Genomic DNA, 14187 nt, shown 5'->3' with positions numbered 1-14187 from the left:
TTGTAGCAAGAGTGTCAGCTATCAAGTACTCAAATTGAGAAAAAATTGGATTTCTTGATAAACTTCCTTTGGTCTTTCTTCTGGAACGAGGTGTCCTGTTTCTTTTAAAACAACGAGCCGAGCATGTGGCAAATCCCGTGCAAGCCTTTTTCCGATGTTTAAGGGAACAATTTTATCATGGTCTCCCCAAATTAATAGACAAGGTGTTTGGATGCTCTGAAGAGCCTTTATTGACAAATCGCCTTCCCGATGTCTGAGTAGTCTGGCCAGTGCAGGAAAAATCCTCGTATCTTCAAATTGCTGTGCATAACCTTCGATCATGGAGCTGTCGATTAAAGTCTGGTCATAGACAACACTTTTAAGATTACCAATCACACCCGTTTTTGATAAGTAATGCTTGATGAAGATGGGGAAAAAAGGTAGATAAGAAGCGAGTATATGGTGCCTTTTTGCCCGTGAATAATAGCTGGAGCTTGAAAGAAGGATGACTTTATCGATGTTTTTTGGTGACTGTAGTATCATGTTCAGGGCAATCTGTCCTCCCATCGAATGTCCAGCCACTGAAAAACGCTCCACATTGACTACCTCGAGCAGCCGTAAAACTGTCGCTGCCATGTTTTTATAGGAGTAATGAAACTTTTTTGTTTTGTCGCTGTATCCAAAAGGAGGGAGGTCTATCGAAAGAACATGAAAGTCTTTTTCTAAATAAGGGACAAGCATGCGGAAACTGAAGGCGGATGATAAAAAGCCGTGTAGAAGAACGATTGTTTGTGCAGTGCTGGAGCTTCCACTTTCTTCATAATACAGACGTATGCCGTTGATCCATACTTTTTTTCCTTGCAAACTAGTTCCCTCCTTGATAGGCCCACGAAAATAGAAAAAACGCGAGGTAAATGTTGATGTGGCAAATTTTCAGCTGCTTTCGCAAATGAAGTCTGGATGACTGCTTCAATTGTACTTTCTGTATGTCGAACCTGCTTTTTAACAAAGAAAAATTCGTGGCTTGAAAAAGCCACGACCATTTAATAAAAAAGGGGGAATATTGGAATGTCCTACATTAAGTATTGCCCCTATTTAGTTATTTTAAACACATGATTTCATGTTTCTTGAAAGTTTAACTTCATTCAGCAGAAGTCACCCACTTCAGTAAGTGGTGAGATGAATGCCTATTGGTATTCCAATCAGTGGGGGTTTAAACCCCGGCTGAATAAAGTTAAAGCCTCCGGCGGATGCATCAGATTTTCAGAGGAAATTTATCGAGCGGAGCTCGATAAAATCTGGGCGCAAATACGCCAAGGCGCAGTTGATCCTGTTCAATTTGGGGAAAGTAGAAGATATAGTCAATTTTTGCTTTTTTTTTTGTTTTATGTTAATATTTTCAATTGCGTTCATAGGAGAAAATCAAATATACATTGGGAGTGTTTTCATGACTGTAAAGTATAAACAAGGTGACCTACTGACCGGAAAGGTGACAGGCATTCAACCGTATGGGGCATTTGTAGCGCTCGACGAGGAGACTCAAGGCCTTGTCCATATTTCAGAGATTAAACACGGATTTGTCAAAGACATTAATGATGTGCTTTCTGTCGGGGATGAAGTGAAAGTAAAAGTCCTTCAAATCAACGAAGAGCAAGGAAAAATCAGCCTTTCTATCAGAGCATTGCAAGAGGAACCTCCTGCAGAAGCAACAAAGAAGCCACGCGCGCGCCGACAGGGCAGCGTCAAGCTTGACGAAGTGGATCAGGAAGGATTCAATACACTAAAAGACAAGTTACAAGAGTGGATTGATAAATCTGAGCGTGATGATTTAATTAAAAAATAACAATTTCTAAGCGAGCTGAGTTCCAATAGGGATTCAGCTTTTTTGTGGATAAATGAGCAAGGCTTAGGAAAATTATATTTTGCTATGCTCGGCTTGATGTAACACCTTTGAGCCTTGGGCCCAGTAAATCTTTATCAAAAAACTTTTGAAATTTTTAAAATTAACGATCAAACAGCTTGAAAAATACCATCACTTTCTTCATCCTTATATGTGTAAGAGTCTAACATTAATTCCTGCGATTATATCTCAAGCTATTAGGCAACCTAATAAAATAATTATAGAGAGGGAATAATTTGATTTTTTACGGGTTTTAATCTTCTTGTAATCAGGGAAAATTGAAAGACGACTGTTGATAAAATTATCTTCGTCAACTTGGCGGACAGAAAAAATGTTGTTTGACATGTATAAAAGCTGCCAGGGAACTAGCTCATAAGGCTATGGAAAGTACTCCTGCAACTTCCGAAACATGGAAAAAATCAGAATTGAAATTTGTTATCGAGAGACTATACAGCTGGGCTTTCACTTAAGAGTTTTAATAAATAATACGTATGTGCTTTGTTCAGGTCTAAGGCCTAACTCTGGAAAGGATCAAGTTGTTTCCAAGCTGCTTTCTTAGGAATCGTCTTGCGCTTGTGTTTTTCTTAATATTTTTAAGGGGTTGAGATCATGAAGAAAACAGATCAGATTATTGAGCAGACTGAAAAATATGGAGCACGGAATTATCATCCCTTGCCAATTGTCATATCGGATGCGAAAGGTGTGTGGGTCCATGATCCGGAAGGCAATCGGTACATGGATATGCTGAGTGCTTATTCGGCAGTCAATCAAGGACATCGACATCCCAAAATAATTCAGGCCTTAAAGGACCAGGCGGATAAGGTCACTTTGACTTCGAGAGCTTTTCACAATGATCAGCTGGGACGATGGTACGAAAAAATTACAAAGCTGACTAACAAAAAAATGGCACTACCGATGAATACTGGTGCAGAGGCAGTGGAAACGGCTTTCAAAGCGGCACGTCGCTGGGCCTATGATGTTAAAGGAATACCTGATAACCAAGCGGAGATCATCGCGTGTGAAGGGAATTTTCATGGCAGGACGATGACAGCAGTGTCTCTTTCTTCGGAAAAAGAGTACCAACGCGGATTTGGCCCGTTGTTACCAGGAATCAAACTGGTTCCATACGGAGATTTAGAGGCTTTGAAGGAGGCTATTACTCCAAATACCGCTGCATTTCTAATAGAACCCATTCAAGGCGAAGCAGGGGTAGTGATTCCGCCTGAAGGATTTTTAAAGGATGCTTATGATACGTGTAAAGAACGTAACGTGTTATTCATAGCGGATGAGATTCAGGCGGGCCTTGGAAGATCCGGAAAAATGTTTGCCTGTGACTGGGAGGGAGTCGATCCTGATATGTATATTTTAGGGAAGGCACTGGGCGGCGGAGTATTTCCGATTTCATGCGTTTGTGCCAATGAAAATATACTGGGAGTTTTTGATCCAGGTTCACATGGATCGACGTTTGGAGGGAACCCTTTGGCATGTGCGGTGTCGGTCGCTGCTCTTGAAGTAATTGAAAATGAAAATCTTTCTGATCATTCACTTGAACTTGGTGACTATTTTGTGTCAAAATTAAGAGAGATTAATAATTCTATAATAAAGGAAATAAGAGGGAGAGGATTGTTCATTGGAGTGGAATTGCATGAGGGAGCCCGAAAATATTGCGAGGCGTTAAAAGACGAAGGTCTTTTGTGTAAGGAAACTCATGAGAATGTCATTAGATTCGCACCCCCGCTGGTTATAACCCGGGAAGAAGCAGATTGGGCGTTGGAGCGTATTAAAAAAGTCCTGTCCTAGTGTTATAATGTTAGTTGATTACAAAACAAAGAGGCGAGAAAAAACGATGGCAGAAAATCTGAACTTATTTACATCAACACAAGAGGTTATAAAAGAAAGCCTTAACAAGCTTGGATTTGGCGAGGAAATGTATGAATTGCTGAAAGAGCCAATTAGAATGCTTACTGTCAGAATACCTGTAAAGATGGATGACGGGTCAGTCAAAGTTTTTACCGGCTTCCGTGCACAGCACAATGATTCTGTAGGTCCCACAAAAGGTGGGGTACGCTATCATCCGCAAGTGACAGAGGAAGAAGTAAAAGCGATGTCCTTATGGATGACCATCAAATGTGGAATTGTAAATTTGCCATATGGCGGTGGAAAAGGCGGTATCATTTGTGATCCGCGCACAATGTCAATGGGCGAAATTGAACGCCTCAGCCGTGAATATGTTCGGGCGATTAGCCAGGTTGTCGGTCCAACAAAAGATATTCCGGCACCAGATGTATATACAAACTCCCAAATCATGGCTTGGATGATGGATGAGTACAGCCGTCTCCGTGAAAATGATTCTCCTGGCTTTATTACAGGTAAGCCAATTGTCCTGGGCGGGTCTCAAGGAAGAGAAAAAGCTACCGCTCAAGGTGTAACCATTTGTATTGAAGAAGCCGCTAAGAAACGCGGCATCGATTTGAAAGATGCTAGAATTGTTATTCAGGGCTTCGGTAATGCAGGAAGTTTCCTGTCGAAATTCCTTTATGATGCTGGTGCAAAAATTGTCGGCATTTCCGATGCCTACGGTGCATTGCATGATCCGGACGGACTGGATATCGATTACTTGCTTGACCGGAGAGATAGCTTTGGTACAGTGACTACTTTATTTGAAAATACAATATCGAATAAGGAATTATTCGAACTTGATTGTGATATTATTGTTCCGGCTGCAGTAGCCAATCAAATCACTGGTGAAAATGCGCCAAACATCAAGGCATCCATCGTGGTGGAAGCAGCCAATGGCCCGACAACAGAAGAAGCAACAAAAATTCTGACCGAGCGTGGAATCTTGCTTGTTCCGGATGTGCTTGCAAGCGCTGGTGGGGTTACAGTATCCTATTTTGAATGGGTGCAGAATAACCAGGGCTACTACTGGACAGAAGAAGAAGTCAATGAAAGATTAAGGGAGAAGTTGGTTGAGTCATTTAACAATGTCTACAACCTTTCCCAAAGCCGCAGAGTCAATATGCGCCTTGCAGCGTACATGCTCGGACTTCGTAATGTTGCTGAAGCGTCCCGCTTCAGGGGATGGGTGTAAAAACTATACATTTTTTCAAAAAGACTGCCGCTGCATATTTGTATCGGCAGTCTTTTTAGTATATCTGTCCCACTCTTAGGAACAATAATATAAAACATACCATGGGAGTGAAAATAATGATCCAAATTGACTCTGCAATTGAGGGAAGACGCTTTAACCTGTATAAATTGGAGCAACTGCTCAAACCGCGTGGTTATACGATTGGTGGGAATTGGGACTATGATAAAGGTTTTTTTGATTATAAAATGGCAAATGATGATGGCTATCAATTTTTACGTATCCCTTTTACGGCTGTCGACGGCCAGCTTGATAAAAGTGGTGCCGTCGTTGAACTGGGCAAGCCGTTTGTACTTAATCACGTATATCAAGAAGGTCTGGACGATGGCCCTGATCCAGGAAATATGACAGCTTCTTTCAATCAGTTTGCTGAGCCGGAGGATCCGGATGGGGCAGTGGATGATAAGTATATTAAAAAGGGAAAAGAGCTTGTACGAAATCTGGAAACACTGCTTTCTATTTAAGTGAACCTCCCAGGGAAGAAAGGAATGCCCTCCCCCGAAAGGTCCAGTATTTTTGCTTGCTACCTTTTATATAAAAACAAAAGAACGAGGTATATACTACCCCGTTGAAAAAGCATGGAGCAAGCTTTCCGATCAGGAATGTGGGAGTAATTATTGAGAGGGTGGCGACGGAAAGCACACCCTATGAATACTTACAGATTTAATGTTTTGATTTAATTCGAATTGCCTCAATATCTTTGCACTTAACTAAAAACAGTTCATCGTGGCCTTCATGATGTTTTACAAATTCTGCACAGCAATCTTTCTCTTTAAAGCAGACGAATCTTACATTTTCAATCTTGCTTGAACTCTTTAAAAACAAAGTCACTCTCTCGTTAAACTCCAATCTTCTGATTCGATCGCAAATGCAGCTTCTGCAATGTCTGTGCTCGCGTTTTCCTTCGTGATGATGCTCATGGCGCTCGTCACGATCGCAATCACAATCATCACCCCAATCCCAATCACATCTCACATCCCCGCAATCGCAAAATTCGTCTCTTCTCCTATGTCTACGTGATCCTTCCAATTCGAAATCACCTACTTCAAAGCGCACATTTACCACTCCTTATATTAGTTTAAAGGCTTTTAACCTTTTGTTATTAATATATTGATGTACTAAGCTAGCTGATTGGACAAATACTCTGATGAAAACGAACATTTTGTAACAATATAGTCTAGTAGTAATCTTATCTTTGTCGGATTACGCCTATATAAGGTTGTGTTATAATAAATGGATTATGTAGAACATGTTAAAGAAAGAAGGAAGCATTATGGAAATAGCCACAACAATATTCGGTATCACAATTTCATCGGCCGCCATGATTGCTTTATTGAAGATCATCGCCATTGATATCGTGCTTTCGGGAGATAATGCTGTTGTCATTGCCATGGCAACAAGGAATCTTCCGAGGGAACTGCGCAATAAGGCGATTGTGTGGGGAACTGCAGGCGCTGTGGGTTTAAGAATATTATTTGCAGTGATCATTGTCTGGCTGTTGAGAATTCCATTTGTTGAGCTTGTAGGGGGAATGCTTCTTCTTTGGATTGCATTCAAAGTGCTTGTTGGTGGAGATGACGCGACAACAGTTTCGGCCCATAGCTCCTTTTTAAATGCGGTAGGGACCATTATATTGGCTGATGTTATCATGAGTCTGGACAATGTGGTGGCAGTTGCGGGTGCGGCAAATGGACAGATTGCAATGGTGGCCATTGGAGTCGCCATCAGCATACCGGTTATGATATACGGATCAGTTTTTATTGTAAAAGCAATGGAAAGGTTCGCGTGGATCGCATATATTGGATCGGGAATCCTAGCTTGGACTGCTGGAGAAATGATCCTGAAGGATCAATACATCCAAAGCATTACGAATATATCGGATAAGTTTGAGGTTTATTCTGTAACTATCGGAATCACTGCATTCATTCTATTGGCGGGATATATGGTGAACAAAAGAGGACAAGCCAAAAGGAAAGTTAGGCATTCAGCTTAATAGAAATAAAAGGCCGGCGTCGTTTGCCGGCCTTTTCCATGGGAAAAATCGGGAAGCGAAGGGCTTTTTTTTAGGTGATTTGGCTTTAGCTTGCTAAGCTAAGCATTGTCCTGCTACTAATTTGGAGAACTAACTTTTTCGAAACTTTAGATTAAGGGATAAATCGCATCATTAGGCAGTTATTTTTACGACAAAGCGGGGAAAGATCATGAACTTCGGCAAAAAATATATATCACTTCAATCAGCCATTATCATTTTTGTTGTAACCGTTGTAGTTGTTGCGTTATCAGTAACTGGGATCCTGTTGGCTAATACAACTGCTCATAATATTGAAATGCATCAGGCTGAAAAGGCGATGGGAATAGCGCAAACGGTCAGTGAAGTTCCTATTGTCAAACAATCTTTGGAAGGTGATGCACAAACAGAGGATGTTCAGGCTTTCATAAGAAAAATTAGACAGGATACAAATATGCTTTTTATCGTGGTCATGGATATGGATAGAAAGAGAAAGACCCACCCTAATTTCAAGTTAATTGGGAAGGAGTTCGTTGGAGGGGACGAACTTCCGGTCTTAAAAGGAAAGCGATACACGTCCATTGCCGAGGGGACGTTAGGTCCTTCTCTGCGTGCTTTTCATCCCGTTTATAATGATCAAGGGAAACAGATTGGGGCTGTTTCAGTAGGGATTTCCCTGAAAAACGTGAAGGAAGCCGTCAATAAAAGCAATTATATTATTTATGCCGGGATGGGTGTTGGAATAGTAATAGGAGTTGTCGGTGCAGTTCTTTTAGCAAGAAGAATCAATCGGATTTTATTTGGGTTGCAACCCTACAAAATTGCTAATCTACTTGAGGAACGAAACGCCATGCTTGAATCGGTCAGGGAAGGCATTATCGCTGTAAATCCCGAGTATGACATTGTGGTGGCCAATGCTGAGGCAATAAGGATTTTTCAAAAAGCCGGCCTTCCGCCTGACCCGATAGGAAGGAAGATTGATGAGTATTTGCCTGTCAGCCGTTTGATAAGAATTTTACAATCCAATAAAGCGGAATATGATCAGGAAAGCGATATTAATGGTCTGCCTATACTCGTGAACCGCGTACCGGTTACTGTTAACGGTCAGGTTGTGGGCGCTATCTCCACTTTTCGCGACAAATCTGAATTGAAGACGTTGGTCGAACAACTCACAGGTATTCGGACATATGCGGAGGCATTGCGTGCCCAAACTCATGAATTCATGAACATCCTTCATGTCATCACTGGTATGCTGCATATCAAGGAGTATGACGGGTTGGAGAATTATTTGCGAAAACAAACGAAGCTTTTTCAAGCGGAAACAGGATCGGTGTCCAATATTGTTAAGGACCCGGTGATGGCTGGCTTTTTGCTGAGCAAAGGAAGCTACGCGAGAGAAAATCAGGTCAAGCTGTCTTTTTCAGCAAATAAGCCATTACCGGAATCAGCGGATCCAAATATCTCCCATCACTTGATTACGATTATAGGAAACTTGATTGATAATGCGTTTGATGCGGTAAGGAAAAATGTCGAAAAAAGGGTTGTTCTTAATATTGAATACGATGATTCCCATTGTACGATTACAATCAAAGATAACGGGAAAGGGATTAGAGGGGACATAAGAGGGACTATTTTTCAAAAAGCCAAATCCACAAAAGGTCCGGATAAAGGGTTTGGACTATATAATGTTCGGCAAAGCGTTGAAGCATTGGGAGGAATAATCACATTTGATTCGGATGAAACAGGCACTTCATTCATGGTGAGGTTTCCGTATAAAGAAGAGGGTGGATGATGTTGAGTAGTGTTTTAATCGTAGAAGATGACCCGATGGTAGCAGAGATAAATAAAAGATATTTAGAAGCTGTGTCTGGATTTTCATGTTCTGGAATTGCTGCGAATGTAGAAGAAGCATTGAAAGTGTTGGAAAGGAGTGATGCTGACTTGTTATTATTGGATATCTATATGCCTGGGGAATTGGGATTGGAGCTCTTGTCGCAAATTAGGGCGAGCAGAAAAGACATTGATGTGATCATTATCTCTGCTGCGAGTGATATTGATACGATCCAATCGGCTCTTCATCTCGGGGTTGTTGACTATTTAATCAAACCATTCGAGTTTAAACGATTCCAGGCTTCATTAAGGAAATATGAGAAAAACAAACAACTATTAAATGAGCGTAAGGAAAAGCTGCAACAGGCTGAAATCGACCAGTTATTTAAGCGGGAGGGAAACAAGTCCGGTTTTACTGATATCCCGAAAGGATTGACAAAGGCGACATTAAAAAAGATCATTATACAGATTTTGGAGAAAAATAATCACTTCTTCTCTACTGAAGAGCTTGCTGTAGAAGTGGGAATTTCGCGGGTTTCCATGAGGAAGTACTTAATTTTTTTATCGGAGATTCAATTTTTGAATGTAAAGGTAGATTATGGAACAATGGGGCGTCCTGCAAACAAATATTGTCTGCGAAAAGAGAATATGGAAATAATTAGTCAGTATATGTAAGTAACGTCTCGCTTACTTTACTTACAAAACTTTTAAATTAATTTAACAGGGTTCATTAATGGGGATAATGCATGTAAGATTATCCTGGATTTAGTGAAAGCGCTTTTTTTATTAATTTAAAGGAGAGACGTTGACGATGGAAAGATCACATGTACTATCTGCATGGGAGGCACTGTGGAAAGCGCATCAGCGGACAAAGGATCTCTTGATGTTTACAATGCCAAGGAAAAAAGCTGCAGATAAATATTCTCGAAGATCAGAACAAAATGATACGGCGGGGGAACAGAGAGGAGATGGAAAAGGTCCGGGTTCTTATAAAACGCCTCAAAAAATCGGTTTAGTGCTAGGCCCGTTATTATTTATTCTGACGCAATTGTTTTTTTCACCTGAAGGACTGAGTCCGGAAGGGAAATCAGTCCTTGCTGTTACACTGTGGGTGGCAACCTGGTGGGTTACTGAAGCCATCCCGATTCCTGCGGCTTCATTGCTCCCGATTGTTCTGCTGCCAATGACAGGGGCCATGGCTGGCTCCGATGTAACCGCTTCATACGGTGATCCGATTATCTTTTTATTTCTAGGTGGTTTCTTTATAGCCATTGCCATGGAGAAGTGGAATCTTCATAAGCGAATCGCATTGACGATCATTTCTTTAATTGGGACGAACGTACGAAGAATTGTTTTGGGCTTTATGGTGGCAACCGGATTTTTATCAATGTGGGTTTCTAATACTGCTGCAGTCATGATGATGATTCCGATTGGAACCGCTATTGTGTACCAGGCTACTGCTGCTATGAAAGGAAGCGGAAAGACAGACCCTGATGATAACCGCAATTTTGAAAAGGCCATCATTTTGGCAATTGGTTATGCCGGAACGATCGGCGGGCTTGGAACATTGATTGGGACACCGCCGAATATCATTTTGGCAGCGACAATTAATAAGCTTTTTGGTGCTCAAATTTCTTTTGCGAGTTGGATGGCGTTTGCAACACCAGTGGTGATTATCATGATTATTTCGACTTGGCTATATATCACTAGGGTCGCTTTTCCAGTGAAACTGAAGGAACTGCCAGGCGGAAAAGAACTGATTGAAGATGAAAAAACAGCATTAGGTAAAATCAGCTTTGAAGAAACAATGGTATTGCTTTTATTTTTATTTGCAGCGTTCATGTGGATTACAAGAACGTTTCTTTGGGAGAACGTCTTAGGCATTACCACACTCTCAGATACATTAATTGCTATTCTTGCTGCTATCATATTGTTTTTGATCCCTTCACAAAGGGGGAAAGGACGTTTACTTGAGTGGGATAATGCAAAAGAGATTCCATGGGGAATTTTGCTATTATTTGGAGGCGGCTTATCAATAGCTGGCGGCTTTATTGATACAGGTCTGGCTGAATGGATAGGAACCCAGCTGACTGTCCTGCAAGGAGTTCATTTCATTCTGATTATCCTGCTTTCAACGGCGCTTGTGCTTGGCTTGACAGAATTTACATCCAATACCGCGACAGCTACAATGATTTTGCCTGTTTTGGCTTCATTGGCTCTTGCAATCAACATTCACCCGTTTGCTCTAATGGTTCCAGCTGCCATGGCAGCCAATTGTGCATTTATGCTGCCAGTAGGAACTCCGCCTAACGCGATTATGTTTGCAACTGGAAAATTAAAGATCGTTGAAATGATCCGGGTTGGGTTTTGGGTTAATATATTCGTGTTGATGTTAATTGTCGCATTCGTATTCTTCATTCTTCCTGTTTTATGGGGATTGGATTTGACCGTTTATCCTGCGGCATTTAAATAGTAATAAAAAAAGCTGTCCTTAATAAGGGCAGCTTTTCCTAATGAGTTCCAAGTATTAGTGGGTTGATTTGCGTAACTCTTCCATTGACTGTTGAACGAGTGTGACAGCTTGGCTCATTGCCGCACCGCCTCCGAATGCAGCAGTAACACCGATTGTTTCCAAGATTTCTCCTTCGGTACATCCTTGGTCAAGGCATCCCTTTGTGTGGTAAATGATACAATACTCATCCTGTGCATAAATGCTTATTCCCAGAGCGATCATTTGTTTTTCTTTTTGTGAAAGATTGCCTTCCTCGAAACAGGCCTGTGTAAAATGATTATACGCTTTTGCAATTTCAGGCATTTTTTTCGTAAATAAACCAATACCATCCTTATATTCCTGCAATGCTGCTTTTGTAAAACTTTGTTCTTCCATGTTCATGTCTCCTTTCGAATGATATTATTTCTGGGACACTTAGAAACATACGAAGAAATTTTTTGCAAAAAAAAAACGCTCAATCCTTTATGGATCAAGCGTTTTGAAGGATGGAGCATAGCGGGATCGAACCGCTGACCTCTTGCATGCCATGCAAGCGCTCTCCCAGCTGAGCTAATGCCCCGTTAAAATTGAACACATTATCTATTATATAAACTTTTATAAAAAGTGCAAGAGGAATTTTTAATTGATTATCTCAATTTCGAGAACATCACTCATTTCAGAGATCGTATAATAGATATCTGTGATTGATCTCTTTGCGTTAACCCGTGTCTTTAACTCTAATAAATGCGCGGATTGTTCCTGTAAATCTTTGATGCGCGTGTGGGTGATGTGGATCTTCTCTTCTTTCAATTTTAAAAGAACGTGCTCAATACTTTTCCTTTCATTTACTTTAATCTTAATAAGAAGGTCTCTTTTCATAAGTTTTTTCGGACCTATCTTTGTTAAAGCGAAAGGGATCAATTCTACGCTAATAATGAGTAGAATAACACCTGCAAAAGCTTCAATGTAAAATCCGGCTCCTACAGCTATCCCGATACCTGCAGCTCCCCAGATCATTGCGGCAGTAGTAAGTCCGGAAATATGGTCATTCCCACGTCTCAATATGACGCCAGCACCGAGAAAACCAATACCTGAAACGATTTGTGCAGCTAGTCGGAGCGGATCCATCTGGATTCTGACATCATCGCTTCCAGGAAAAAGATAGGCTGATTCAATAGAGACAATTGTTAAAAGGCAGCTTATGATTGAAATGACAAGACTGGTTTTCAAACCTAAAGGCTTTCTTTTCAGCTCTCTTTCCAGCCCTATTACTAAACCTAGAGCCGCTGATATACATAATTTTATTAGTAGGTCTACGTCTATCATTTCCATTATCATCTCTCCTATCTTTTATATGAATGGATTTGGAAATGAGAAAGATAATTGTTAACTCACTTTATCATACAAATTAAATACATAAAGGAACAATGCGACATGGAAACATCGAAAATCAATCCATATGTAGCCGTCATTCTGGCCGTTATTTCTATTTCAACCTCCGCCATTTTAGTTAAGCTGTCTACAGCTGAGGCAGGGGTGATTGCTTTTTATCGAATGTGGTTTTCACTTTTGATTATGGCACCGATCTTTTTCCTGAAATATGTTAAAGAGCTAAAGGAAGTTTCAAAAAGGGAGTGGCTTTATTCTGCATTGGCAGGAATTTTTCTCTCATTTCATTTTATTCTTTGGTTTGAATCGCTTGAATACACATCAGTCGCAAGTTCGACAGTTCTTGTTACATTGCAGCCGCTCTTCGCCTTCTTTGGTACGTTCATTATTTTCAAAGAGAGGTTTTCCTACAAGGCAATCGTTTCAGCTACTATTGCTGTCATTGGGAGCATCATTATTAGCTGGGGAGACTTTCGTATAAGCGGAAGCGCTCTGTTTGGAGATATGCTGGCATTAGCAGCCTGTGCTCTCATTACAGCTTACTTGCTGATTGGACAGATGATTAGGAAGAAGCTTTCTTTGATGACATATACATTTATCGTTTACTTTTTCAGTGCGATTGTTTTAACCGGATATGTATTAATTATACAAGAGCCGTTGTATCCATATCCAACTTCAGAATGGATCTACTTTTTGCTGCTGGCTATTTTACCAAACCTGTTGGGGCACTCTGTACTTAACTGGGCCTTGAGATGGATTAGTACAACTGTCATTTCAATGGCTATATTATTTGAGCCCGTTGGTGCTACAATACTTGCTCATATCATACTCGGAGAAAAAGTTTTCTTTACACAAATAGCAGGGGGCATTATCATCATTTTAAGTGTCTCTCTATTTATTATCGAGGGTACAAGAAGATAAATGGTTATATGAAGACATACGTAAAGCCTGAAAAAACAAATGCCATACAAGACATGAAAATGAAAGTCCCAGCTTCAACCTTTTCATCTGAGTTACTGATCCGAATTGCTTCAATGTAAGAATAGCAAAAAAGATAAAGAGCCATTAAGAAAGAAATAGTAAGAGCAATACTAGTTAAAATGATAATCACCTTCCCAAATGAATAGATGTCTGCTATTATATTTATGTGCAGATTTTGCAGAAGATGAAAAGATATTTTTCTAAAAAACTATTGCATCTTCTAAAATACTGTGATATATTATTACCTGTCCGATAGAGAAGTTAAACGTCATTAAAAACAATTTAAAAAAAGTTGTTGACAGATTATCAGGACACATGTTATTCTATAAAGGTCGCTTCGAAAGAGGTTGAAAAACAATTTAAAAAAAGTTGTTGACAACCGAAAACGAATGTGATAAAATAGAGGAGTCGCTCGAGAGAGCAACTTAAAGTTTGATCTTTGAAAACTGAACGAAACGAAA

Annotated in this window: 14 protein-coding genes and 1 tRNA gene; 10 read left to right on the top strand and 5 right to left on the bottom strand. The window is 40.4% G+C overall.

Annotated features, from left to right (window positions below; genetic code table 11):
* Positions 1-21 precede the first annotated feature (21 nt).
* Positions 22-843, bottom strand: a complete 822-nt coding sequence (locus D5F11_RS14665) for an alpha/beta fold hydrolase (protein WP_120116871.1) — start codon at positions 841-843, stop codon at positions 22-24.
* Between the two features lie 315 nt (positions 844-1158).
* Here D5F11_RS14665 and D5F11_RS14660 point away from each other — a divergent pair, with 315 nt between their 5' ends.
* The 5 genes from D5F11_RS14660 to D5F11_RS14640 all read left to right on the top strand — a co-directional run bounded on the left by D5F11_RS14660 (position 1159) and on the right by D5F11_RS14640 (position 5491).
* Entirely contained in the window at positions 1159-1443 is a 285-nt protein-coding gene (locus D5F11_RS14660) for a hypothetical protein (RefSeq protein WP_120116870.1), read from the top strand.
* The gene (gene yugI / locus D5F11_RS14655; protein WP_120116869.1) at positions 1427-1822 is read left to right on the top strand and encodes a S1 domain-containing post-transcriptional regulator GSP13; all 396 of its coding nucleotides are present in this window, start codon (positions 1427-1429) and stop codon (positions 1820-1822) included. Before D5F11_RS14660 ends, yugI begins: the two co-directional genes overlap by 17 nt.
* Before the next feature lie 666 nt (positions 1823-2488).
* Positions 2489-3679, top strand: coding sequence for an ornithine--oxo-acid transaminase (locus tag D5F11_RS14650; protein ID WP_120116868.1), 1191 nt, complete (start codon positions 2489-2491; stop codon positions 3677-3679).
* Positions 3680-3725: 46 nt separating this feature from the next.
* A complete protein-coding gene (locus D5F11_RS14645) occupies positions 3726-4970 on the top strand; it encodes a Glu/Leu/Phe/Val family dehydrogenase (protein ID WP_120116867.1) in 1245 nt (414 codons plus the stop codon).
* 116 nt (positions 4971-5086) lie between these two features.
* Positions 5087-5491 carry a YugN-like family protein gene (locus D5F11_RS14640; protein WP_120116866.1) on the top strand — a complete coding sequence of 135 codons (405 nt, stop codon included), beginning with the start codon at positions 5087-5089 and terminating at the stop codon, positions 5489-5491.
* Between the two features lie 363 nt (positions 5492-5854).
* Here the strand turns inward: D5F11_RS14640 and D5F11_RS26550 are convergent, their stop codons facing one another.
* Positions 5855-5995 (bottom strand): hypothetical protein, encoded by a 141-nt coding sequence (locus D5F11_RS26550; RefSeq protein ID WP_185830711.1) that lies wholly within the window; start codon positions 5993-5995, stop codon positions 5855-5857.
* Between the two features lie 305 nt (positions 5996-6300).
* Here D5F11_RS26550 and D5F11_RS14635 point away from each other — a divergent pair, with 305 nt between their 5' ends.
* The 4 genes from D5F11_RS14635 (at position 6301) to D5F11_RS14620 (ending at position 11338) form a co-directional block, all read left to right on the top strand.
* On the top strand, positions 6301-7020 hold the full coding sequence (locus D5F11_RS14635) for a TerC family protein (protein WP_120116971.1): 720 nt from the start codon (positions 6301-6303) through the stop codon (positions 7018-7020).
* 208 nt (positions 7021-7228) lie between these two features.
* On the top strand, positions 7229-8827 hold the full coding sequence (dcuS, locus tag D5F11_RS14630) for a DcuS/MalK family sensor histidine kinase (protein ID WP_120116865.1): 1599 nt from the start codon (positions 7229-7231) through the stop codon (positions 8825-8827).
* Positions 8827-9540: a response regulator gene (locus tag D5F11_RS14625; RefSeq protein ID WP_306428741.1), complete on the top strand. Its 714-nt coding sequence runs from the start codon at positions 8827-8829 to the stop codon at positions 9538-9540. The genes dcuS and D5F11_RS14625 overlap by 1 nt, the downstream gene beginning before the upstream one ends.
* Before the next feature lie 136 nt (positions 9541-9676).
* Positions 9677-11338: an SLC13 family permease gene (locus D5F11_RS14620; RefSeq protein WP_120116864.1), complete on the top strand. Its 1662-nt coding sequence runs from the start codon at positions 9677-9679 to the stop codon at positions 11336-11338.
* Positions 11339-11392: 54 nt separating this feature from the next.
* On the opposite strand, the gene D5F11_RS14615 is transcribed toward D5F11_RS14620, so the two are convergent.
* The 3 genes from D5F11_RS14615 to D5F11_RS14605 form a co-directional block, all read right to left on the bottom strand.
* Complete coding sequence (locus D5F11_RS14615) at positions 11393-11752, bottom strand: carboxymuconolactone decarboxylase family protein (protein ID WP_120116863.1); 360 nt, start codon at positions 11750-11752, stop codon at positions 11393-11395.
* A gap of 111 nt (positions 11753-11863) precedes the next feature.
* Positions 11864-11936 (bottom strand) — tRNA-Ala (locus D5F11_RS14610).
* 59 nt (positions 11937-11995) lie between these two features.
* Positions 11996-12688, bottom strand: coding sequence for an MgtC/SapB family protein (locus D5F11_RS14605; protein WP_120116862.1), 693 nt, complete (start codon positions 12686-12688; stop codon positions 11996-11998).
* Between the two features lie 102 nt (positions 12689-12790).
* Here D5F11_RS14605 and D5F11_RS14600 point away from each other — a divergent pair, with 102 nt between their 5' ends.
* The gene (locus D5F11_RS14600) at positions 12791-13666 is read left to right on the top strand and encodes a DMT family transporter (RefSeq protein WP_120116861.1); all 876 of its coding nucleotides are present in this window, start codon (positions 12791-12793) and stop codon (positions 13664-13666) included.
* Positions 13667-14187 lie beyond the last annotated feature (521 nt).

Origin of the sequence: Siminovitchia terrae, from assembly GCF_003605405.2 — a bacterium.
Classification (GTDB): Bacteria; Bacillota; Bacilli; order Bacillales; family Bacillaceae_C; genus Siminovitchia; species Siminovitchia terrae.
This window is presented reverse-complemented; position numbering and strand designations above follow the sequence as displayed.

Coding starts and splice junctions, on each gene's coding strand:
- D5F11_RS14620 (WP_120116864.1), top strand. CDS start 9,677: ATGGAAAGATCACATGTACTATCTGCATGGGAGGCACTGTGGAAAGCG.
- D5F11_RS14635 (WP_120116971.1), top strand. CDS start 6,301: ATGGAAATAGCCACAACAATATTCGGTATCACAATTTCATCGGCCGCC.
- D5F11_RS14645 (WP_120116867.1), top strand. CDS start 3,726: ATGGCAGAAAATCTGAACTTATTTACATCAACACAAGAGGTTATAAAA.
- D5F11_RS14605 (WP_120116862.1), bottom strand. CDS start 12,688: ATGGAAATGATAGACGTAGACCTACTAATAAAATTATGTATATCAGCG.
- D5F11_RS14660 (WP_120116870.1), top strand. CDS start 1,159: ATGAATGCCTATTGGTATTCCAATCAGTGGGGGTTTAAACCCCGGCTG.
- D5F11_RS14625 (WP_306428741.1), top strand. CDS start 8,827: ATGTTGAGTAGTGTTTTAATCGTAGAAGATGACCCGATGGTAGCAGAG.
- D5F11_RS14640 (WP_120116866.1), top strand. CDS start 5,087: ATGATCCAAATTGACTCTGCAATTGAGGGAAGACGCTTTAACCTGTAT.
- D5F11_RS14600 (WP_120116861.1), top strand. CDS start 12,791: ATGGAAACATCGAAAATCAATCCATATGTAGCCGTCATTCTGGCCGTT.
- D5F11_RS14650 (WP_120116868.1), top strand. CDS start 2,489: ATGAAGAAAACAGATCAGATTATTGAGCAGACTGAAAAATATGGAGCA.
- dcuS (WP_120116865.1), top strand. CDS start 7,229: ATGAACTTCGGCAAAAAATATATATCACTTCAATCAGCCATTATCATT.
- yugI (WP_120116869.1), top strand. CDS start 1,427: ATGACTGTAAAGTATAAACAAGGTGACCTACTGACCGGAAAGGTGACA.
- D5F11_RS14615 (WP_120116863.1), bottom strand. CDS start 11,752: ATGGAAGAACAAAGTTTTACAAAAGCAGCATTGCAGGAATATAAGGAT.